This is a genomic window from Planctomycetota bacterium (assembly GCA_033763975.1).
Classification (GTDB): domain Bacteria; phylum Planctomycetota; class Phycisphaerae; order Phycisphaerales; family UBA1924; genus RI-211.
Map to the genome: position 1 here is coordinate 154055 of JANRJM010000006.1, position 18320 is coordinate 172374.

The 18320-nt window shown below is 69.2% G+C and carries 16 protein-coding genes and 1 rRNA gene; 4 read left to right on the forward strand and 13 right to left on the reverse strand.

Going from position 1 to position 18320, the window contains the following annotated elements:
* Positions 1 to 85: 85 nt before the first annotated feature.
* Positions 86 to 997, forward strand: a complete 912-nt coding sequence (locus SFY69_04020; protein MDX2131202.1) for a hypothetical protein — start codon at positions 86 to 88, stop codon at positions 995 to 997.
* Between the two features lie 21 nt (positions 998 to 1018).
* On the opposite strand, the gene SFY69_04025 is transcribed toward SFY69_04020, so the two are convergent.
* A complete protein-coding gene (locus SFY69_04025) occupies positions 1019 to 2068 on the reverse strand; it encodes a GntG family PLP-dependent aldolase (protein ID MDX2131203.1) in 1050 nt (349 codons plus the stop codon).
* A 238-nt stretch (positions 2069 to 2306) separates the two neighbouring features.
* Here SFY69_04025 and SFY69_04030 point away from each other — a divergent pair, with 238 nt between their 5' ends.
* The gene (locus SFY69_04030) at positions 2307 to 2741 is read left to right on the forward strand and encodes an Hsp20/alpha crystallin family protein (GenBank protein MDX2131204.1); all 435 of its coding nucleotides are present in this window, start codon (positions 2307 to 2309) and stop codon (positions 2739 to 2741) included.
* Between the two features lie 126 nt (positions 2742 to 2867).
* On the opposite strand, the gene SFY69_04035 is transcribed toward SFY69_04030, so the two are convergent.
* From SFY69_04035 to SFY69_04080, 10 genes are all read right to left on the reverse strand, one after another.
* Positions 2868 to 4742, reverse strand: coding sequence for a 5'-nucleotidase C-terminal domain-containing protein (locus SFY69_04035; GenBank protein ID MDX2131205.1), 1875 nt, complete (start codon positions 4740 to 4742; stop codon positions 2868 to 2870).
* Positions 4743 to 4831: 89 nt separating this feature from the next.
* Entirely contained in the window at positions 4832 to 5620 is a 789-nt protein-coding gene (locus SFY69_04040; protein ID MDX2131206.1) for a hypothetical protein, read from the reverse strand.
* Positions 5621 to 5767: 147 nt separating this feature from the next.
* A complete protein-coding gene (locus tag SFY69_04045; protein ID MDX2131207.1) occupies positions 5768 to 7114 on the reverse strand; it encodes an MFS transporter in 1347 nt (448 codons plus the stop codon).
* A 391-nt stretch (positions 7115 to 7505) separates the two neighbouring features.
* Positions 7506 to 8988: ribosomal RNA gene (locus tag SFY69_04050) — 16S ribosomal RNA — on the reverse strand.
* A gap of 651 nt (positions 8989 to 9639) precedes the next feature.
* Positions 9640 to 10647 (reverse strand): hypothetical protein, encoded by a 1008-nt coding sequence (locus tag SFY69_04055; GenBank protein MDX2131208.1) that lies wholly within the window; start codon positions 10645 to 10647, stop codon positions 9640 to 9642.
* A 40-nt stretch (positions 10648 to 10687) separates the two neighbouring features.
* Positions 10688 to 11884, reverse strand: a complete 1197-nt coding sequence (locus tag SFY69_04060; GenBank protein MDX2131209.1) for a protein arginine kinase — start codon at positions 11882 to 11884, stop codon at positions 10688 to 10690.
* Complete coding sequence (locus SFY69_04065; protein MDX2131210.1) at positions 11881 to 12414, reverse strand: UvrB/UvrC motif-containing protein; 534 nt, start codon at positions 12412 to 12414, stop codon at positions 11881 to 11883. The genes SFY69_04060 and SFY69_04065 overlap by 4 nt, the downstream gene beginning before the upstream one ends.
* 228 nt (positions 12415 to 12642) lie before the next feature.
* Complete coding sequence (locus SFY69_04070; GenBank protein ID MDX2131211.1) at positions 12643 to 12927, reverse strand: L28 family ribosomal protein; 285 nt, start codon at positions 12925 to 12927, stop codon at positions 12643 to 12645.
* Between the two features lie 65 nt (positions 12928 to 12992).
* A complete protein-coding gene (locus SFY69_04075; GenBank protein ID MDX2131212.1) occupies positions 12993 to 13289 on the reverse strand; it encodes a bL27 family ribosomal protein in 297 nt (98 codons plus the stop codon).
* Positions 13290 to 13445: 156 nt separating this feature from the next.
* Positions 13446 to 14291 (reverse strand): RNA methyltransferase, encoded by an 846-nt coding sequence (locus SFY69_04080; protein MDX2131213.1) that lies wholly within the window; start codon positions 14289 to 14291, stop codon positions 13446 to 13448.
* A gap of 57 nt (positions 14292 to 14348) precedes the next feature.
* Here SFY69_04080 and SFY69_04085 point away from each other — a divergent pair, with 57 nt between their 5' ends.
* Complete coding sequence (locus tag SFY69_04085; protein MDX2131214.1) at positions 14349 to 15332, forward strand: undecaprenyl-diphosphate phosphatase; 984 nt, start codon at positions 14349 to 14351, stop codon at positions 15330 to 15332.
* Entirely contained in the window at positions 15329 to 16780 is a 1452-nt protein-coding gene (serA, locus tag SFY69_04090) for a phosphoglycerate dehydrogenase (protein MDX2131215.1), read from the forward strand. The genes SFY69_04085 and serA overlap by 4 nt, the downstream gene beginning before the upstream one ends.
* Positions 16781 to 16981: 201 nt before the next feature.
* On the opposite strand, the gene SFY69_04095 is transcribed toward serA, so the two are convergent.
* Complete coding sequence (locus SFY69_04095; GenBank protein ID MDX2131216.1) at positions 16982 to 17872, reverse strand: hypothetical protein; 891 nt, start codon at positions 17870 to 17872, stop codon at positions 16982 to 16984.
* Positions 17873 to 18114: 242 nt separating this feature from the next.
* Positions 18115 to 18309, reverse strand: a complete 195-nt coding sequence (locus SFY69_04100; GenBank protein MDX2131217.1) for a YqaE/Pmp3 family membrane protein — start codon at positions 18307 to 18309, stop codon at positions 18115 to 18117.
* Positions 18310 to 18320 lie beyond the last annotated feature (11 nt).

Below are 18320 nucleotides of genomic sequence, written 5' to 3' on the forward strand. Positions count from 1 at the left end.
CCGCTTTCGCGGGGTCCGAACGCACCGGGCGACGCATCACCCCGGTACCACCTCGGCCCGCATCGCCGCCGGCACGGAGGTTCGCATGCACGTCCCCTTCGCCACCGCATTCCTCGCGGGCTCGCTGCTCGCCGGGGCCGCCCTCGCGCAGCCCCGCCCCGCCCCCGACCGGGCCGGCCAGCCCGAACGAACCGGCCAGCCCGAGCGCGACCCCGCCGCGCGCACCGTCGACCTGCGCCCTCGCTTCACCAAGGGCCAGGAAGTCCGCTACGTCATGGTCCTCGAGTCCAAGAAGTCCGACGCCGGCGACGACGACTCCTCCAGCCGCCAGGAGATCGGCCTGCTCCTCCGCTGCACCGCCACCGACCCGGAGAAGGGCGCCACGCTCGAACTCGTGTACGAGTCCCTCAAGGCCTCGCTCCACACGGGCCTGGTCGACACCGAGTTTGACAGCTCCAAGCCCCCCAACCCCGACGACATCTACGACGCCGCCCTCCGCTCCATGGTCGGCCTCAAAGTCCCCGTCACCATCGCGCCCGACGGCAACGTCACCTCCGCCGGCGGGGGCACGCAAAACGCCCTCACCGCCCAGTTCACCGGCGCCGACATCATCCGCTCCGTCATGGGCCCGATCTTCTCTCCCAAGAAGGGCCAGCCCACCGTCCGCGTGGGCGAGACCTGGAAAACCGAGTCCGAGATGCACGGGCTCATGGGGCGCATGCGCCTCGAAATGACCCACTCCCTCGCCAGCTACGCCGGGGGCAAGGCGGTCATCGAGACCAGCGGCAAGGCCCTCCTCGACCCCTCCGAAGGCGCCGGCGCCCCGCTCGTGCGCATCACCGACTCCACCATCCAGGGGCGCACCGTCTGGAACGCCGACGCCGGGCTGCTCGACGAACACTCCTCCCGCCAGCGCTTCGTCATCGACGCACTCGTCAACGAACAGAAGATCTCCACCACGCAGGACATGACCGTCAACGTCACCCGCCGGAAGTGACCGGGGCCCCGCCCGCGCCGCTCATCCCAGCACGCTCCGCACCGCGTCGATCGCCGCGTCGATCCCCCGATCGTCCACGTCGAGGTGCGTCACCGCCCGCACCCGTCGCGCCCCGGTGGGCAGCATCAGCACCCCCCGCACCGCCAGGCGCTCGCACAGCGCGGGCGCGTCGACGCCCAGACCGGGCGCGAGGTCGATGTACACGATGTTCGTCTCCACGCCCCGGGCGGCCTGCGCCGGGTCGAGCGATACCCCGCCGACCCGCGACAACTCCGCCCCCAGCCGCGCCGCACGCGCGTGATCGTCGGCCAGGCGCGCCACGTGGTGCTCCATCGCGAACAGCGCCGCCGCCGCCAGCAGCCCGCTCTGACGCATCCCCCCGCCGAACTGCTTGCGGAACCGCCTCACCCGCGCGATGAACGCCTCGCTCCCCGCCACCGCCGATCCCACCGGCGCGCCCAGCCCCTTCGAGAAGCAGCACGACACGCTGTCGAACGGCCCCGCCAGCGTGCGCATCGGCGCGCCCGTCGCCACGCTCGCGTTCCACAGGCGCGCCCCGTCCAGATGGCATTTCATCCCGCGCGCCTTCGCCGTGGCGCACACCGCCTCGACGCGTCCCTGCGCCCACACCGCGCCGCCGCCCCGGTTCTGCGTGTTCTCGACCACCACCAGCTTGCTCACCGGAAAATGGTCGTTCACCGCACGCACCGCCCGCTCGACGTCTCCCTCGTCGAACTGCCCGCGCTCGCCCCGCAGCACCCGCACCAGGCACCCCGAGAGCGCCGCCGGCCCGCCACCCTCGTACTGCACGATGTGGCTGTCCTCGTGCGCGATGATCTCATCGCCCGGCTCCGTGTGCGCCCGGATCGCGGCCTGGTTCGCCATCGTCCCCGAGGGCACGAAGCACGCCGCCGCCTTCCCCACCTCGCGCGCGAACCGCGCCTCCAACGCCCGCACCGTGGGATCATCCCCCAGCACGTCGTCGCCCAGTTCCGCCGCCATCATCGCCTCGCGCATCGCGGGCGTCGGGCGTGTCACCGTGTCGCTCCGCAGGTCCGCCGTGATCACCATGGCCCACTGTACCCCCCGCCCGCCGAACGCCTGTTCGTGCCGAACTCCCGTTCCCCGACCCTTTGTTCGCATGTCAACTCGGCACCCGCGCCGCCCGCCGTGTCAGCCCGGGTTGCATTACCGCCGCACGCCGTCCCCGCCCACGCTGGCACGCCGCTTGCCCTTTCGAAGATGTCGGCGCACGACAGGCCGAGCGGCGGCCCGCGTGCCCGCACCTGCCACCCAGGAGGTCCAGATCATGGCATTCCTCATCCGACGCGACCACCGTGACCCGTCCCCGCTCGGTGCCTTTGAGCGGCTCTTCAACGACCCGTTCTTCAGCGAACTCCCCGCCCTCGCCCGCATGGACGAAGGCACCCTCCCGCTCGACGTCTCCGAGAACGACACCCACGTCATCGTCCGCGCCAGCCTCCCGGGCTTCGCCAAGGACAAGATCGACATCGAGGTCCACGACGGCGTGCTCGCCATCAACGCCCATCACGAGGAAGAGCGCGAGGAAAAGGGCGAACGCTTCTACCGCAAGGAACGCCGCAGCGGCTCGCTCAGCCGGCGCGTCGCCCTCCCCAGCACCGTCCTCGAGAAAGACGCCCAGGCCGAGTTCAACGACGGCGTCCTCACGCTCCGCCTGCCCAAAGTCCAGAAGGAGCAGCCCAAGAAGATCCGCATCGGCTGAGCGATCGCTCGCGCGCGAACGCGCTCCCCCACACGAACGCGGCCCGGGGATGTCCTCCCCGGGCCGCTTCTCTTGCTTCGTTGATGTCGGTCAGCGAGCGTGCGACTTCATCCCATCCCGCGCCGCTCAGTTTCGGCGGATGATCCGCCCCTCGCCGCCCTCCGGGTAGTCCTGGGCCGTGATGAACCCGCCGAGGTAGTCGCGCACGTACTCCAGCAGCGACTGCTGGTAGCTCACACCCACGACGCCGAACGCCTGCCCGCCGAAGGGGTACTGGTCCCCGCCGCGCGCCAGGAAGTCGATCGTCGCGATGTTGATCGGGGCGGCCCCGGGCGCGATCGCCCCGTCCCGCACCATCACGCGACCGTCGTTCAGCACGACCTCCTTGATCCGCGTGCCGGGCGTCGTGATCTGGCCCGCCGCGCTGGTCTGCTGCGCCACGCCGGTGGCGTCCCACACGAACGAGAACCCGGCGATCTGCGCGAACCGCCCGTTGCCGCTCCCGCCGACGCGCGACACCGCGTTCTCCAGGATCTCCTTGAACCGCGCCGGCGAGACGTTCGGCACGATCGCCACGAAGTTCGAGAAGGGCAGCACCTCGAACGTGTTCAACTCCGTGAAGTTCCCCGCGGGCAGGATGTTGTTGTTCCGGATGCCCCCGCCGTTCTGCAGCGCCACGTCGGGCGTCGGCAGCCCGAAGTCACCCGCCAGCCGGTTGGCCGTGTAGAGCAGCGCGTCGGTCGAAAGGTTGCCCAGGTTCGTCTCGAACGCCCGGACCGAGTTCGACCGCCCGTCGAGCCCGACCGCCGAGGTCGCGATGACGTTCGCTCCCAGCGCCGCGACCGCCGCCGCCACCGGGTCCACGACCTGCGCCTGCACCACGGGGTCCGGCGTCACCGCGTCGGGCGCGACGCCCGACACCCGCACCGGCCCGCTGATCGAGTCCGTGCCCACCACGTTCCCCGCCGCGTCAAAGCCCACGACCAGGCGCCCGATGTAGCGGTAGTCGCCGCGCGTCGTCACGACCGGCACGTCGCGCCCGTCGGCGTCCACCGCGATCCGCGGGTACCCCGATCCGCCCGAGTTCGCCGGAGCGGGCGAGTCCCCGGGCACGAGCAGGTCCGTCGGGTTCGCCAGCAGTTCGCCGCCGCCGCCCCCGATGATGATGTCGACCCCGCGCAGCGACGGCGCGAGCGCGAACTCGCTGTTCAGGCCCTGCAGGTGGCTCGTCAGGATGATCTTGTTCACCCCCGCCGCCTGCAGCGCCGTCACTTCCGCCTGCACCGCCGCCAGCACCGGGTTCACCACCACGTTGCGGGGCGAAGAGATGAACGGCAGGTCCGGCGTCGTCGCGCCGATGATCCCCACCTGCTGCGTCCCCACCGTCACCACCGTGCTCCTCGCCAGGCGCCCGTTCGTCACGAACGCCTGCAGGCCCGGCTCCCCGGTGAAGTCCAGGTTCGACGACAGGAACTTCGCCGGCCCCACCGTCCCCGCGATGAAGTCGCGCAGCACGTCGGGCCCGAAATCAAACTCGTGGTTCCCCAGCGCCAGCGCCGAGTACCCGATCAGGTTGATCGCCAGCGAGTCGTAGTACGGCACGCCGTTCACCAGGCTCGCGTTGAACTCCGGACCCGCCAGATAGTTGTCCCCCGACGAGATCAGCACCCAGCCCTTCTCCGTCGCGTCCGCCGGGTAGCCGGCGCTGAACGCCTTCAGGTTGTCCGCCAGCGTCTTGAACCGCGCCACGCCCCCGTAGTTCGCCAGGTTGCCCGGCCCCGCGTTGATCAGCTGCGACTCGCCGTCGTTGTTGTGCAGCACGTGCAGCCAGAACACCACCTGCTGCGGGTCCTGCGGCTTCACGTCCCCGGCGTCCACCGGCGCCAGCGCCTTCACCTTGCTCGGGCCCGTCTTCGGGTTCACCCGAACCTGCGCCCACGCCCCCTGCGTCGTCACGGCCCCGGCGATCATCGCCAGCGCCAGGTGCTTCATCGTCGTCATCGTCGATCTCCTTCCCCTCGGTCGTTCGTCAGACCGCCATCCGCTACCTTCCATCTGCCGCTCCGCTCTCCCGCGCCGCCGCCTCGTGCTCACGCACGGCGCCGACGCGACACGACCACGCCCGCCAGCGCCAGCAGCGCGCCCGCGCCCGGCGCCGGGATGAACGCGATGCCCGACACGTCGGTCACCGCGACGACGCCGTGCGCGCCGATGTACGTCGCCGCGCCCGTCGCCGCGTCCAGGCTCCACAGGGCGCCGCCGTCGCTCATGAAGAGCGTCCCGTCGTAGAACGCCAGCCCGCCCACGCTCGCCGCGCTCGACACGCCCGTGTCGCCCACGAGCGTCGCCTGCCCCGTCGACAGGTCGATCGACAGCAGCGTGTCGCTCAGCGTCCCGTTCTTCGCAAGGCCCAGCAGGCGCCCGCTCGCGTCGAACGCCAGCCCCGACACGTCGGTGTCCGTCGTGTTGAACGCCCCGATCGTCGTGCGCGCCGCCGTCGCGGTGTGCACGCCCAGCAGGTCCGTCGACGAGTTCGCGAGCAGCCGCCCCATCGAAGCGTCGAACGTCAGCCCGCCCTCGGGAAGCACGCCCGTGTTCGACGCCACCAGCGTCGACGCGCCCGTCGCCAGGTCCAGCGTGTACAGGTCCGCGCCGGTCGTGAGGGCGTACATCACGCCCATGCCGCGGTCGTACGCGATGTCCGCGATGCGCTCCAGCCCGGTGTCGCCCACCGGTGTCGCCGCGCCCGTGGTGGTGTCGATCTGCACCAGCACCTGCGTCCGGAAGTTCCCGAAGTTGCTCACGCCGTACAGCGTCTGGCCCGAGGCGGTCCCCGCCCCGAGCGCAACCACCGCCGCCGCCACTCTCATCCCTCGCATGACTCCTCCTTTTCGCGCCGCAGCGCGTCTCGTGCGCCGCAGCGCGTCTCTCGGAGGAGACAGTACTGGCACCCACCCGCGCGAACATCAAGACGGCGCGAATGCCCCGCCAAGGTCGCGCACATCTCGGACGCGCCCGCCGACACCCTACACCGTGCGCACGAACCCCTTCATCTCCCGTTCCATCGCCACCCGCAGCGCCACGAACCCCACGCACCCCGCGATGGACACCACCAGCGACACGCCCAGCACCCACGGCGCCGCATCGGCTCCCGACGCCTTCAGCGACTCGTAGATCGTCACGGCCGTGATCGGCGCGATCAGCCCGCGCACGCCGTTCAGCGTCACATGCGTCGCCATGTACCGGCTCGTCTCGCTCGGGGGCGAAAAATCCACGTGCCCCAGGCTCCACGCCAGCGTCCCGCCGGCGTACGCGATCCCCAGCACCACCGACGCCGCCACGAAGCACCCCAGCGTGTGCGTCGCCGCCCCCGTCACGAGCAGCACCCCAGCGCCCACGAACGTCCACCCGTGCCACGCCCGGAACCGCACGATGTGCGCGCGGTCCAGCAGGCGCGCCCACACCGGGATCGCCACCACCTGCGTCGCCATCTGCACCGTGCTCGTCAGCAAAATGCTCCGGAAGTACGTGAGCCCGAACTGCTCGCGCAGCACGATCGCCAGGATCGGCGAGATCATCAGGTTCCCGAACCCCAGCACGAACATGCACAGCATGAACTGCGCGTACCGCCGGTCGGCCCGCAGCACCTTCCACACCACCGCCACCCCGTGCCACGGCGCCATCGGCCGCGCACCCTCCCGCTCTCGCGCCAGCAACTGGCGCTCACGCCGCACGCGCTGGCGGCTCGTCGCCACCACCGCCGCCGCCGCCACCGCGCACGCCCCCAGCACCGCCGGCCGATGCCACGTCCGATCCACGTCCAGCGCGTACCCCAGCGCCGCGCCCCCCGCCGCGATCACCACCGCCTGGATGATCGACAGCCGCCCCACCATCTGCGCACGCATCTCGCGCGGGTAGTTGCTCCGCCACACCGTCGGGCGCAGCGTGATGATCCCCGACCAGCACACCCGCGCCGTCAGCGCCAACGCCACCAGCCCCATCAACCCCGCCCCGCTCCGCGGCATGAACGCCAACGCCGCGATCGCCGCGATCACCCCCACCTGCAGCAGATTGATCAGCCGGATCTTCGCCCGCCCCTGCCCCACCGTGCTCCAGATGAAGCTCAGGATGTTCGCCAGCGCGTCCATCGTTCCGAGCAGCGCGACGGCGAAGTTCAGGCGCGTCTCGCCCACCGCCCCGTCGAACGTCTGCCGCGCGTACACCGACAGCACCCCGCTGTCGATCGCCGCCAGCGCCACCGCAAAGAACAGCGTCGATGTCGTCTCGAGCGCGTAGGCCCGGCGCGCCAGGTACGGCGTCGGCGGCGATCGCCCCGCCACCGCCCGCCCGGCCGCGACAAACGCCCGCCGCACGCCCCCGCTCGCTCCCACCCGCACGCCCCTTCGCCCGGGCAGACACCCTCGCACGACGCACGGCGCCGGCACGCCACTCGCGTGGCAAGCCTAGTTCGGTATCGCGAGCCCGTCGCGCGGCACGGCGCGTGCCGATCGCGAAACCCGCGGCCGCGGCCGCGCGCGTGTGCGCTGCGGCCGAGCGGTGCGGACCAAAAAAGACAACCGCCCACGCGGGGCGTGGGCGGGCTGTCGGTATAGACAAAAGAAACAGTTGGGGCCGCTTAACGCCGCGTTGCCGCGACGCTATCCGACGTTGCCGTCGGACGAGAGTGCGTTGACAACCAGAACCCGGATCGCTCCGAGCCGCGTCTTCTGGACGCGTTGTATCTGGTCTAAGGAAATCCCTTAGAAAGGAGGTGATCCAGCCGCAGGTTCTCCTACGGCTACCTTGTTACGACTTCGTCCCAGTCACCGATCTTGCCGTGGGCACTGCTGAAATGCAGCGACTTCGGGCACTCTCGGCTCCCATGACGTGACGGGCGGTGTGTACAAGGCTCAGGAACACATTCACCGGAGCGTAGCTGATCTCCGATTACTAGCGATTCCGACTTCATGCAGGCGAGTTGCAGCCTGCAATCCGAACTGGGGTGCACTTTTTGCGATTTGCTCCGCCTCGCGGCCTCGCGTCGCTTTGTATGCACCATTGTAGCACGTTTGCAACCCTGGATGTAAGGGCCATGAGGACTTGACGTCATCCCCACCTTCCTCCGGTTTGACACCGGCAGTCTCGCTAGAGTACTGGCTTGCGCCGAGCAACTAACGATAGGGGTTGCGCTCGTTAAAGGACTTAACCTGACACTTCACAGCACGAGCTGACGACAGCCATGCAGCACCTGTGCTTGTTCCGGTCTTGCGACTGTGGCCCCACTTTCATGGGGTTAATCCAAGCATGTCAAACCCAGGTAAGGTTCTTCGCGTTGCCTCGAATTAAGCAACATGCTCCACCGCTTGTGTGAGCCCCCGTCAATTCATTTGAGTTTTAGCCTTGCGACCGTACTCCCCAGGCGGCGCACTTATCGTTTTTACTACGACCGATACGGCGTCAAAACCGCACCGGTCTAGTGCGCATCGTTTACGGCGTGGACTACCAGGGTATCTAATCCTGTTTGCTCCCCACGCTTTCGTGCCTCAGCGTCAGGACAGGCCCAGCCGCGCGTCTTCACCATCGGCATTCCAGTAGATATCTACGCATTTCACCGCTCCACCTACTGTTCTCGCGGCCCCTACCTGCCTCAAGACCGGCAGTATGCCCTGCTGTTCCGCAGTTGAGCTGCGGGCTTTCACAGGACACTTACCGATCCGCCTACGCACCCTTTAAGCCCAGTGATTCCGACTAACGCTTGTGGCCTCTGTATTACCGCGACTGCTGGCACAGAGTTAGTCGCCACTTCCTCTGGGGACAATCATTGGTTCCGTCCCCTGACAGCGGTTTACATACCAGAGATACTTCATCCCGCACGCGGCATTGCTCCGTCAGGCTTTCGCCCATTGCGGAAGATTCGTTACTGCAGCCTCCCGTAGGAGTCCGGACAGTGTCTCAGTTCCGATGTCGCGGGCCGTGCTCTCACACCCGCTACCCGTCTTCGGCTTGGTGGGCTCTTACCCCGCCAACTACCTGATAGGACGATCGCCGCTCCCAAGGCGCTAAAGCTTTGCTCCGAAGAGATCATGGGGTATTACCGGCAGTTTCCCACCGCTATCCCCCGCCTCAGGGTACGTTCGATCGCGTTACTGACCCTTTCGCCACTTACCCCTTGCGGGGCTCGTTCGACTTGCATGTTTTAGCCATGCCGCCAGCGTTCAATCTGAGCCATGATCAAACTCTTCAGTTGATTTCCGGTGACCCCGCCTCACCTCGCGGTGCGACGGGTTTAGTCATCAGAGAAAAGCGACCATGTTATTCCCAACCGACTCCCCTTTCAGGTCATCGATCGGGCGGTCTCCGCCGGACACCTCCCCGCTCCAGGCCTCGCGGCCTCGCGCTGGACATGCCCGACGCCACCGGACGGCTATCCGGTGGATTTGGCTCACTTCCCAACCGACGGTCCACGCTGAGTAGACCATCGGTGTGCACGAGAAGTGTCCAGTTCCGGGCTGTGAACCCCGAAACCGACCACCCGCGACTCGCCTTGTACGGGACAAGTCCGGGCTTGTGTGGATCCGCCCGCGTCCCCCGGGTCGACGGGGTGGCCGTGCAGGCCATGACGCGAACGCACACTCTCGTGCGGCTCCCAACTGTTCACTTTTCAAGGATCCCCCGTCGCTTCGACGGGTACTTCGGTCATTCCACCACTCGGATGGACAACCCGCGGGAGTTGCCCCCGGGTTGCCGTACTCGAACGGCAGGGGGGCAGCATAGACCTCTCCCCTCCCTCAGGTCAAGCAATCTCCCTCCACTTCCGCTCCACCTTCCTTTAAGTTTCTGATTTGCACATGGTTACGGAATCGTTCATCTTCACCATCCGCCCCGTCCCCGCCTCCCCCTACCGCCCCTTCCGCCGCCACTGCTCCCCTTCCGCCACCGCCGCCGTTGCCACCCATATCCCCTCGGGCCTCGATTCCCGCGGCATGTCCCACACCGCGCGGCATGCTTCCCGCAATGTCGCCCCCGTCGTTCGCACATCATCTACCAGAACAACCAGCGATCCCCCCAGGTCCGCCCGCCGCACCCGCATGGTTCCCCGCACATTCGCCTCCCGGCGGCTCGCCGGCACCCGCGTCTGCGCCGGCCGGTGTCGTCGATCCAGCACCCGCACCACCGGTGCCCCCACCACGCCGGCCACCCCGCGCGCCAGCGCCCCCGTGTGGTCGACGCCCCGCGACAGCCGCCGCCACAGCGTCGTCGGCACCGGGGTCACCACGAACCGCCCGCGCTCGACGCCCGCCCGATCGGCCGCGGCGCACACCGCGCTCCCCATCAGCGCGCCCAACTCCTCTCCAAGCGCTCGCCACGCCGAGAACTTCACGTCGTGGATGATGTCGCGCAGCACACCCTCGTACACGCCCAGCCGCACCGCACGCTCCCACGGCACCTTCACGCCGCGGCACGCCGGGCACCCCGTCTCATCGCCCTCGAACGCGCCCACGCTCGCCGCGCACCGCGGGCAGAACGCCCCCGCCTCGTCGGGCATCCAGCCCGCCTCGCGCGCCCGCACCACCAGCGGCGGCCTGGTCAGGCCCAGCAACGCGCCCTCGATCTGCTGCCACGCCGTCCGCCCCGCGCCGGTGTCGACATCCAGCGATGACCCCGACCCGCGCCCCGCGCGACGCCCCGGCTGATCGCGCACCGCGTCGGCGCCGCGCGCCGCGTGCGTCGCGGCGGAGAGATCCCGCCCGTCATCACCTGAGCCGCGAGCCGCATCGCCCCCGCCCCGCGCCTCACCGTCCACGTCGTGTGGTTCAACGCCCCGGGCGTGATTGGCCTGCGCCGGGCGGGGCGGCCACTGGAACGGGCCGGGATCGCTGCTCGGGTTGTCGCCGGCGCGCGTCACCAGCGCAGCCTACCGCGCCCGCCGGCTCGCCAGTCCCTACTCAAACTCTCCCCAGCCGCTGGCGAAGCAGCGCCGCCCGCGCCGCGCGACGCTGTTCCTGGTCGAGTTCACGTCCGAACACCTTTTGCAGGTGCGCCGGCTGCACCAGGAGCATCAGCAGGTTCACCGCGCGCACGCCCGCCGACTGTCCGGCGGCCCCGCCCCCGGCGCCTTGCGCCGTCGCACCGGCGCCGCCCGCATCACCGGTCGCCCGCGCGGGCGTGCCGGCGCTCCCGGGCAGCACGCCCAGCAGCGCGCCCAGGCGCACCATGCTCAGCGCCTGCATCGCTTCTTCGGTGGTCAGCAGTCTCGCGCTCGTCACCAGCCCCCAGGCCCGCCACGCCTGGTCCTCGAGCGCGAGGCGGCGTTTCTGCTGCAGTTCCCGCCGCGCAAGCCGCTCGTACTCGATCACCTTGGGCAGGATCTCCGACTCGAGCATCGTCAGGATCGCGCGCTCGGTCTTGCCCAGCGTCGTCTGGTTGGAGATCTGGAACAAGTCCCCGATCGCCTCGCTCCCCTCGCCGTAGAACCCCCGCACCGCGAGGTTCATGTCGCCCGCGGCGCGCTTCACCTTCTCGATGTCCCCGGTCAGCCGCAGCCCGGGCAGGTGCAGCATGCAGCTCATCCGCACGCCGGTGCCGACGTTCGTCGGGCACGCCGTCAGATACCCGAAGCGCGTCGAGAACGCGAAGTCCAGGCCCGCCTCGAGCAGGTCGTCGATGCGGTCGACCTCGGCCCACGCCTCCGAGAGCGCCAGCCCGGACCGCATCCCCTGCACGCGCAGGTGGTCCTCCTCGTTCACCATGATCGCCACGCGCTCGTCGGGGAGCGTGTACGCCACGGCACGCGGGTCCTCCGCCGCGCCCCCCGCCCCCACCTTCCCGCGGCTGAGCTGCTTCGAGATGATGTGCCGCTCGACGAGCAGCGCACGCTGCAGCGACGTGCTCTCGTGCAGCTCCTCCCACGCGATCCGCGCGCCGATCCCGCACGTCAAGATCCGGTCGCGGCATACCTCCAGCACCCGCTGGCGATCCCGCTTCGTGCTCCGCAGCGCGAACGGCCCCGTCGCCAGGTTCCGCGCCACCCGCACCCGCGACGACAGCACCACGTCCGCCGCGTCTCCCTCGCCCTTCAGCCACTCCGGGCACGACTCGGGCGACGAGGGCTTCGGGGGTTCGTAGTACGGCCCGCCCGTCATGACGCGCCCCGCGCGGGCGGCTCGCCCAGCCGGCGCAGTTCGTCACGCAGACGCGCCGCACGCTCGTACTGCTCCTCCTTCACCGCGTCCTCGAGCTCCGCACGGATCCGCGCCAGCCGACGCGCCCGCTCCGCGAGTTCCGCCTGCGCCCGGTCCGCGTCCTCCGACCCGTCGCTCGCCCGCCGGGGCTTCTTCCCCACGTGGCGCGCCGCGCCCTCGTGCGCCCGCTCGATCAGCGGGCCCAACTGCGCCTCGAACGCCGCGTAGCACGCCGCACACCCCAGCATCCCGTGCTGCTTGAACTCCCCGAACGTCGTCCGACAGCTCGGGCACGCGCTCCCCCGCGTCGTCGCCGCCTGCGACATCGCCGTCACGTGCTGCTTGATGATCTCGCCGATCTGCGGCACGCCCTTCACGGGGATCCCCTGCTCCGCCGCGTGCGCCTCGCAGAGATGGCGCTCGACCTTCACCCCGTTGCGCACGGTCACCTCGTGCACCGTCGCCTCGTTGTCGCAGTGATCGCACTTCATGGCCAACGCGATGATAGAGGGCGGGCTCCGGGTGCCGCCGGGGTGCCGGTTCCGGCATCGGGCATCACGCAAACATCGTGCGGGCGCTCTTGTCTGCCGGCCGAACCGCGCGCCGGGCAGTTCACACTCCGCGCGACACCCTGAATCTCACCCGATTCCTCGCCCGGCCGCCCAGTTCTGATTCTGCGCGGCCCATGACGGGCAAGCGCGCGTGCCGCACGCCGTCCGTCAGTTCGCCGCCGCGGCGGCCGCCTTCTGCTGGCGGGTGTACCCGTACTTGCGCTTGAGGGGCTTGACGACCAGGCCCTGCTTGATGGCCTTGGTGGACGCGAGCACGCGGGTCGGGGCGCCGTCGATCATGGCCGTCACCTGCTGGAGGTTCGGCTTGAACGTGCGCCGGGTGATGCCGGTGGGCTTCAGGCCGAAGCCGCCCTTGCTGATCGCCTGACCACGCCACACGCGCTGCATGCCGCGGGAAGTCTTCTTGCCGGTGAAAAAGCACTCTGCGCCCATCGGATCACCTCATGGGGGCCCGTACGCCCCGCGAGCGGCCTGCGCCGCCGTCACTCTGCCCGCGCTCAGTTCGCCGCCGTCGCGACCTTGCCCTTCAGCCACACCGGGCACGGCGCCGCCGCGTCCGTCGGCAGCACGTGCACCACGCGCCCCTGGAAGGTCACGATGCCTTCCGCCACGCTGAACAGGGTGTCGTCCTTCGCGCGACGCACGTTGAACCCCGCCTCGAAGGGCGTTCCCACCTGGCGCACGATGATCGAGCCCGACTTCGCCGGCTCGCCGCCGAACAGCTTGATCCCGCGGAACTGCGGGTTGGAGTCACGACCGTTCTTGGTCGAACCCTGACCTTTCTTATGCGCCATGGCCGCCTCCCAAACGCGAAAGCCCAACCTCACCCGGTCGGGCCTCCACTGTAGGCGCCCGCCCCGCTCGTTGTCCAAGCCTTCCACGCATCAACCCACCCCCGACCTTCCACCCTTCCACTCTGCCACTCTGCCACTTTGCCACTTTGCCACTTCCTACTCCACCTCGACCAGCCGGTGCAGCGCCACCGCGCACGCCACGCCCACGTTCAGCGAGTCGACGCCCGGCGCCTGCGGAATCCGCGCCCGCACATCGGCCCGCGCCATCGCGGCTTCCGATAACCCGAACCCCTCCGACCCCAGCAGCAGGGCGTACCGAAGCACCCCGCCGCTCGCGCCCCCGCTTCCGCCCTCCGCGGCCCGCCCCGCCGCCGGCAACTCCCGGATGTCCGTCGCCCCGGCGTCGGGCGTCAGCGCAACCACCCGAAACCCCGCGTCGCGGAGCGCGTCGAGCGCCCCTGGCCACGCCTCCGTCCGCTCGAACGGCACGCGCAGCACGTTGCCCATCGACACCCGCACCACCCGCCGGTACAGGGGATCGCAGGTGCGCGGGCACAGCACAACCCCGACCCGCTCGCCCCCCAGTGCCGCGGTGCTCCGAAAGATCGACCCGAGGTTTTCCGGGCTGGTCAGCCCTTCGACCACCACGACGCCGCGGCTTGTCCGCGCCAACGCCGCCATCCCGGCGCTCGGCACGCGCACACCGCTCGCCAGGACGCCCCGGTGAAAGTCAAAGCCCACGAGTCGGCGGATGAGCGCTTCGTCGGCGCACAGCACGGCGACTTGCGGCGCGAGGCCGGCGATGACGTCCGCCACCGCCGCCAGTCGCTGCGCCGTGCCCAGCACCGTCTTGATGGGGTACGCCGTGCGTGCGAGCACCCGCAGCACGAACTCACCCTCCGCGATGAACACGCCCCGGCGCCCGGCGAACTCGTCCGCGCGCAGGGCGGCGTCCTTCAAGTCCGCGAAGTCCGCCAGGCGCGGATCGTCCGCGTCGGTCACGCTGATCGCTCTCGGAGGCGTCTCGGGCTGCACGCCCGGATGCTACCGTGCCGACTCATGGCGGGAACCAGCATCTCCATCGTCGACGCGATCGTCCTCGGCCTGGTCGAGGGCATCACCGAGTACCTCCCGGTCTCGTCCACCGGGCACCTCATCCTCGCGTCGTCGCTGCTGGGGCTCAACACCCCGGAGCGCGAGTCCGCGGTGAACGCGTTCACGATCGTCGTGCAGGGCGGCGCGATCCTGGCGGTGCTGGGCCTCTACTGGGACAACGTCTGGAAGATGGCCAAGGGCGCCATCGGTCGCGACAACTCCGGGTTCCGGTTGCTGGTGAACCTCGTGGTCGCGTTCATCCCCGCGGCGGTCCTGGGAAAACTGCTCGACGATCACATCGAGCGCGTGCTCTTCCACCCGGTGCCGGTGCTGCTCGCGCTGGGCGTCGGGGGCGTGTTCATGATCGTGCTGCACCTGCGCCTCGCCGGACGCTGGGGGCCGCCCGTCCCCTCGCTCGCGCGCAAGGAACTCGCCGACCTGACGCTCACCGAGGCGCTGATCATCGGCCTGCTGCAGTGCGTCGCGATGTGGCCCGGCACAAGCCGCTCGATGATGACCATCTCGGGCGGGCTGCTGGTGGGCCTCAAGCCCAAGGCCGCCGCCGAGTTCAGCTTCCTGCTGGGCCTGCCCACCCTCACCGCCGCGACGCTGTACGTGCTGGGCAAGGACCTGTACACCGCGAACTCGACCGGCGCGCCCTCGATGTTCGACACGCTGGGCTGGCTGCCCATCGCGGTGGGCATCGGCGTAGCAACCGTCTCGGCGGCCCTGGCCGTCCGCTGGCTCGTGGGGTTCCTGGCCCGTCGCGGGCTGGCGGCGTTCGGCTGGTACCGCCTGGCGCTGTGCGCCGTCCTGGCGGGGCTCTGGGCCGCCGGGATCGTCACGATCGGCGCCCACGGGCGCGAAGTGAACGAAACCCAGCGCGAGGTCCCGCCGATAGAGTGGTCGCCCGCGAGCGGCACTCCCGCCGGCTCCCCGCGCCCATGAAGACCTCCTTTCCCAAGAGCAAGATCTCCGTGCTCCTGCTCGAGAGCGTCCACCCCGCCGGCGTCGCCGCGCTCGAGGCCGAGGGATTCCAGGTCCAGGCCCTGCCGGGCGCGCCGGACGAAGCCAAGCTCTGCCGCCTGGTGGAGAACGTCCATCTGCTGGGCCTGCGGAGCAAGACCGAGGTCACCCCGCGGGTGCTCGACGCCGCCCCCAAGCTCCTGGCCGTCGGCTGCTTTTGCATCGGCACGAACCAGGTCGCGCTCCGCGACGCGTGCCGCCGGGGCGTGCCGGTGTTCAACTCGCCCTTCAGCAACACCCGCTCGGTCGCCGAGCTCACCATCGCCGAGATCATCGCGCTGTACCGGCGTCTCACCGAGAAGTCCGACCTCATGCACCGGGGCGTGTGGGACAAATCCGCCGCCGGCGCCCACGAGGTTCGCGGGCGCACCCTCGGCATCGTCGGCTACGGGCACATCGGCTCGCAGGTGTCCGTCCTCGCCGAGGCACTGGGCATGCGCGTGCTGTACCACGACATCATCGCCAAGATGCCCCTGGGCAACGCCCGCCAGGTGAAGTCACTCGCCGACCTGCTCAAAGAGTCCGACGTCGTCACGCTGCACGTGCCCGCGACGCGCCAGACCGAGGGGCTGATCGCCGCACCACAACTCAAGCGCATGAAGCCCGGCGCGTACCTCATCAACAACGCCCGGGGCGGCGTCGTCGACATCACCGCCCTCGCCGCCGCGCTCACTTCCGGGCACCTCGCCGGAGCGGCGCTGGATGTCTTCCCGGTCGAGCCGAGCGCCAAGGGCGAATCGTTCGAGAGCCCGCTGCGGGGGCTGGCGAACGTCATCCTCACGCCGCACGTCGGCGGCAGCACCGAAGAGGCGCAGGCGTCGATCGCCGAAGACGTCGCGTCGAAGTTCATCAAGTTCATCAACGTCGGCACGACCACCGGGGCCGTCAATGTGCCCGAGGTCGAACTGCCCGAGCAGACGTCCGCGAGTACGGGTTTCCCGGCCTCGGGTACCTCCGCACTCCGTGCGGGGTCTGGTTCGGGTCCGGATGCCTCCGCACTCCGTGCGGGGTCTGGTTCGGGTCCGGATATCTCCGCACGCCGTGCGGGGTCTGGTTCGGGTCCGGATGCCTCCGCACTCCGTGCGGGGTCTGGTTCGGGTCCGGCTACCCACGCACGCCGTGCCGGGTCTGAATCCCCTGCGTTCACCCGCCCCCACCGCATCCTGCACTTCCACCGCAACGTTCCTGGCGTGCTCTCCAAGATGCACGCCATGATCGCCGACCTCGGCGCGAACATCTCGGCCGAGTACCTCCGCACCACCGACGACATCGGCTACGTCGTCCTCGACGTCGACCCCACCGACGGCAAGCAGGTCCTCGCGCGCCTCCGCGACATCCCCGAAACCATCCGCGTCCGCATGCTGTGGTGAAGCGCGACGAGCGTTCTGTACCACCCTCCCGTACGAGCCCGACGCGCCAGCGAGGGTCGGTGTCATACAGACGCTCGGTCGTCTCTCCGCAAGTCTCGCTGCGCGGACCATCACGCGAGCGCCCAAGAAAACAGCCGCCCCCAAGGAGGGGGCGGCTGCGATACGACTGCACTCCGATCACTCCGACCCGCTCGTCCCGGCTTACGCCCGGCGACGCCGGATCGTGCCGAGCCCGAACAGGCATGCACCGGCCATCGCCACACCCGAGGGCAGCGGGATCACCGTCATCGCCTGGTTGAACCCGCTCATGGCGGCGGCCTCGGTGTCGCCGAACGCGTGGTACAGCGTCCAGTTCACGACTTGTCCGGGCGTGAGCGATGTCCGGAACGCCAGTGCGTACCCAACGTCGGAGTACGCGTCGTTCGGATCCGTCGCCGTGCCGTTGAACAGGTTGTTCACTTCCGAGCCGGTGTTGATGGACAGTCCGAAGCCGCCAACACCGAAACCCCCGACCGGAGAGACGCCAGAGACAACGGTCCGCCCGGCAAGGTCCCGCGCCCTCATCGCCTCGCCGCCGTACGCGGTGAAACGGTCGTTGTAGGTGCTGGAAGAGAAGTTGCCCTGGTCAGGGTCGTACGTCTCGCCAAAGCGGAAGTCGGACATGGTGGCGGTAATGCTCCGGATGGTCGTCTGCGTCATCACGACATTGAGCCCGGGCAGAATCGAGATGTTCCGCTCGACCTCCACGACGCCCGCGATGCTCACGTAGCGCAGCAAAGTCGACGCAACGGACCCGCTCACGAAGCTGCCTGTCGTGACGGTCAGGTTGCCCACCACGGTTCCAGGATTGACCGTCGGGGTATTCGTCAGGGGTGCCGTCGCGAACGTTCCGGAGCCCGTTCCGTTCTGCATGAAGAACTGCCCGACGGGCGTGCCGGGCGAGAAGTAGTCTCTCCCGCCGAACACCACGTTGTGCGCGCCGTTGTTCTGAACCTGCACGACCAGCCCACTGCCGTTGCTCAACTGGACATTCCCGCCGAACGCGGCACACGCCGCGCCGGCGATGGTCGCGACGACCACCGCTTTCTTCATTCCATTCCGCATCGTTGATCTCCCCTGCGAGTTCGCCCCGAGTGCGTCCGCGTCTCCGGACGACCATCAACTCAGAGCAGACAGGAGAATGTACTAGGTATCGGACCAGAAAAACAAGTGTTTTTTACTGGTTAACCAAGGCTTATCACGGTGTTTTGGCGGGAGGAGCCCCTACAGAAAGTAGTAAGCACCGTAGAAACCGCCATGAATTGAACCAAACAGAGTTCAAACTGCGAGGACACCTACCTCATCCGCACCGCCTGGATGATCCGGTCGGCGTTCTGGTCCTCGTAGTGCTGGTTCACCACCAGCACCGCGTGAATCGCCCCGGGCACCCAGAAGCACAGCGTCAGCACCAGGTTCAGCAGCGCCTGGATCGGTTTCCCGCAGAGCAGCACCGCCAGCGGCGGCAGCAGAATGGCAATCAGGTATCGCATCGGGCACCTCC